The sequence below is a fragment of the Candidatus Nealsonbacteria bacterium genome, assembly GCA_019923625.1.
Taxonomy (GTDB): domain Bacteria; phylum Patescibacteriota; class Minisyncoccia; order Minisyncoccales; family RBG-13-42-11; genus JAHXGN01.
The window spans coordinates 1-3,939 of sequence record JAHXGN010000025.1 but is presented as its reverse complement, the minus strand read 5'-3'; the positions used below and the strand labels follow the sequence as shown (position 1 = coordinate 3,939).

The following is a 3,939-nucleotide window of genomic DNA, read 5'->3' as shown; positions in this document are numbered from 1 at the left end:
TTAGAGATAAGCCAGGAGTAAGAGTAATTGTGCTTACAGGAACACCGCCAATACTCATTAGATTGCCTCTAATAGGCAAGCCAGGAATAGCAATGTTAGAAGTAATGCCAATTAATTCAAAAGCTCCTTGGTTGCCAGCAGTAGCAGCAACATCAGCTCTTAGGGTGTAAGTTCTTGTTTGACCGGCTGGAATAGTAATTCCTAAAGCCGGGAACAGGACTTCATGAGTGTCAGCAGAAATGGTTCTGCCAAAATCAGTTAAGCGAACGTCTCCTTCAAAAAGATAAAGAGATGGCCAGTCAGCAACTGTACCAAGACCAGTTCTCCTAAATCTCATTTCAGAGATAGTAAGCTCTCTGTTTCCAGCGGCAATGTTAACTTTCAACACTGGAACCATTTGAGCATTTTGGGCTAAAGTCGCAGAGACCGGAGTGTCAGCAGCTAAAGCAACAGCTGGTTCGGCTGGGACAACAGGAACTACTGGAACTACTGGGACAACTGGGACAACTGGGACAACAGGAACAACAGGAGGAACAGGGACGACAGGCGCAATAGCCACTAAGCCGACGAAATGGGCTCTGGTAAGAGGACCAAAAAATCCTGCAGCCGGAGAAATTTCATTTGCGGCCTGATATTTGGCTAAAGCGGCTCTGGTTAGAGGACCAAAGTGGATTGTTTCTGCTCCAGGAGAGCCGGCACCAGTTTCCGCTACCTTAAAACCTTTGGCATTCAAGAAAACCTGAAGGGCTTTGACATCTTCGCCTCGGCTGCCAATTGTTAAGTTGCGGACAATAGTGGGAACAACCACAGCTGGCACAGCTGGCACGGCTGGCAATTGAGCTTGCAAAGCAAGTAATTGGGCCTGCAGAGCGGCAATCTGGGCTTGAAGTTCAGCCACTGTCATTGCTTGGACAGTAGGTCCGGGCATCAATGTCATTACCATTGAAAATCCTATAATCAATGCAATAAATTTTTTCATTTTATTTTATTTTTTGTTTGTTAAGCGAATATTTATTTCCGTCATTATCGACCGAAATCCCTGTTTTTGGAATGTAAAAAATTTTTGTCCATCGATAAGCATTCCAAAAATTAGAACTAATGACCTTTCCATTTTAATTATTTATCAAATTATCAAAAATAGGGACGGGTACATTTTTTGAATTTATTTTTTCTTAATCGCTAAAAGGTTTTCCAATTCATCTACCCTTCCTTTTAATTCATCAAATTCTCGACGATAAACCATACCCCCTAATTTCATTTCTATTCTATCCAGTCGATTAAAAATCCGCTGATGCTGTTCAGTGTTTTCATTAAATCCTTTGGCTATCATTACCCCCAATTTATCTAATGATTTATCTAAATATTCTCTTGTTACTGGTTTATCTGCCATATAATTCCACCAACATGTGACGAGGTCTTGCTTCGCCACATTTTTGATTTTTATTCTTAATCAGTACCCGACACTGATTATTTTTAGAATTATTTATTTTGGCTCAAAGTTAAAATTTTAATCAATGCCTGAGAATAATTTCCATCTTCAAAATCTCTTTTGGCTTCTTTTAAAATTTCCGCCTGCTCTTGAGTTAAGGTTCTTTTCTCTAAATCATAAATTGCGCTTTCAATCAATTGGCTGAAGGCGGTTTCCATTTCGCTAAGAGCATTTTCGGTCTCGGAAATTTTAATTGCCAAGACCCCGACCACTCCTTCTTTGTTTTTGTCTTTCAATTCCAATTCCTCTTTTAATTTTTTGCTAGCCGAAACTATTGCTTTTCCGCTTTCCATTACCGGAATAATTTCCCGGCTGACTTGCAAAGTTTTTCTGGGTTCTTCAATTTTCATTTTCTTTAAGCCCTGGGTGGTCTGGGAAATCTGCTTTTCAAGCTCGGCCAATGCCGGAGAAAGATTTTCTATTTCTTCGGCCTCAGAAACAATCCGGTTAATTGGGTCCGACTCTTTGGGAAGATAAAAAATCAATCCGCCAATAAAAAGAATTATAACAAAAGCGCTCAAAAAAACAAGAGCCGGCCTTTGATAAAGCCGACCCAATAAATAAAAACCAATAGAGATAACAGAGGCCCGTCCTCTGTAAGTTTCCTCGCCTAAAATCTGACCTTTGGTCAAAACAACCCAGTCCTTTCTGGGTTCAATTTGCCGAAGTTGGCGAAGTTTAACAATGAGTTCTTTTTCAGTCATCATAATATATGACGAATTTCTCCCCAATTTATTACACCAGAATTCATTAATCAGTACCCGACACTACTTACCGTCATTGTTCATTTTTGTTCGCAAAGTCCGAAGACCGCGATGAAGAAGCACTCTAACTGCTCCCTCGCTTTTATCTAAAATCTTGGCTATTTCGGGTATTGAAAGGTCGTCTAAATAATGCCAGATAATGATATTTTGATAATTGGGTTTGAGGCCGCTCATCGCTTGCCTGATTTTTTCTATTTCAGAACTCAAAGCCATTTTTTCTTCCGGTCCAGGGTTTGGGTCAGTAATTGTTAAAAATTCAACTGAAACAATCTTGTTTTTTCCCTTTTCCCGATAATGGTCAATCACCAAATTGCGAGCGATTTGATATAAAAAAGCAGAAGGATTTTCAATCTCCTCACTTTTTTCCTTAAAGGCCTGCCAGCCCCGCAAAAATGTTTCGGAAGTCAGGTCTTCAGCCACCTCTTGAGAATTAACTTTTAAAAAAATAAAGCGGTATATTTTTTTAATCCATTGGTCGTAAATTTTACTAAAAATTTTACGTAAATTCGCCATATAATAGGTATGTCCTACTTCTAAAGGAGCTAAGCTCCTTTTTAGTTCTAAAGGAGCTAAGCTCCTTTTTAGTTGATAAAAAGTGTCATTTTTCTCTCCTATTCTCTCAATTATACCCTGCTTTAATAAATTCTCAAAATCTCTTCTCAAGGTTCTTTTGGAAACTTCTGGAAAAACCTGCTTCACCTGCCAGACCTGGGCCCGGCCCTTTTCTTTTAAAAACTCTAAAATCTGCCGCGAACTTTGCAGGGGTTTGACCTCTGCACTCTCTATTTTTTGCTACCTCAAAAAACTATCCAAAGCCCCCATTCATCTAAAATCTCCCGAGGACGCTAAAATCTCCCGAGGACGGGCCTCTGTTATTTTGACAGAGGACGGGCCTCTGTCAATCTTTTGTTCGGGGTTCCATTTGAACATTGGGCGACATTGGGCTAAAATCTCATCAGCCAATTCCCGCATTTTATATCTAAGAGGTTCTTTTTTCGGGAAAAAGTTAAATGTAACGAGGCCTTGCCTCGTTACATTGTTATATTATTCGATTGCTAGGTTATAAATGTAACGAGGCCTTGCTTCGTTACATTATTGTTTTTTAATTTTTATAAATTAAAACTGTAGCCAAACTGGTCTCGGCGCAAGGAATCTGAACAAAGGGGCGTCCCTGAGAAAAAGTAATAAAATGCGGCGTATTGCTTTCTAAATTTTCATAATAGCCATAAGGATGAGACCAAAGTGAGTCCCGCCAAACGAGTCCACCAAAAACAAGTTTGTTATTCACTACTAAGCCAAAACTAACATTAATGTCATCAATATAAACAGAATAAGACGCTTCAAAAAGCTCGCCCGGAACAACAAATGAAAAATTATTGGAACAGGATGGGGGACGAAGGGTGTCTACAATAATGGTTATTTTATTGGCATCGGGAAATTGAAAATGATAATACTTTACCGGCTCGGAATAAGTTACTCCTATTTTGGCAGAAATAATATCAATTGCATCTTTGAGAGTGGTGGTATGAATAGTGCCCGGGGTATAACCATTCCACTGCATTATTTTACTGGCTTCTTCTCCTCTTAAATAATAAGCGACCATCCAACCATCAAGGCCAAGATATAAATGAGGAAAATTATTTCCATTTTTATTGGGAACTTCAACTTTACCAATAACATAGGTCT

5 protein-coding genes are annotated in these 3,939 nt (G+C 39.2%); all 5 read right to left on the bottom strand.

Annotation, left to right across the window (positions count from 1 at the left end; translation table 11 throughout):
- A partial coding sequence (locus KY055_02780) for a peptidoglycan-binding protein (protein ID MBZ1345525.1) occupies positions 1–979 on the bottom strand: 979 nt, incomplete at its 3' end.
- A gap of 183 nt (positions 980–1,162) precedes the next feature.
- Positions 1,163–1,390 (bottom strand): hypothetical protein, encoded by a 228-nt coding sequence (locus tag KY055_02775; GenBank protein ID MBZ1345524.1) that lies wholly within the window; start codon positions 1,388–1,390, stop codon positions 1,163–1,165.
- Positions 1,391–1,479: 89 nt separating this feature from the next.
- Positions 1,480–2,196, bottom strand: coding sequence for a hypothetical protein (locus KY055_02770; GenBank protein MBZ1345523.1), 717 nt, complete (start codon positions 2,194–2,196; stop codon positions 1,480–1,482).
- A gap of 60 nt (positions 2,197–2,256) precedes the next feature.
- Positions 2,257–2,952 (bottom strand): RNA polymerase sigma factor, encoded by a 696-nt coding sequence (locus KY055_02765; protein ID MBZ1345522.1) that lies wholly within the window; start codon positions 2,950–2,952, stop codon positions 2,257–2,259.
- Between the two features lie 403 nt (positions 2,953–3,355).
- On the bottom strand, positions 3,356–3,939 hold a 584-nt coding region (locus tag KY055_02760), incomplete at its 5' end, for a hypothetical protein (protein MBZ1345521.1).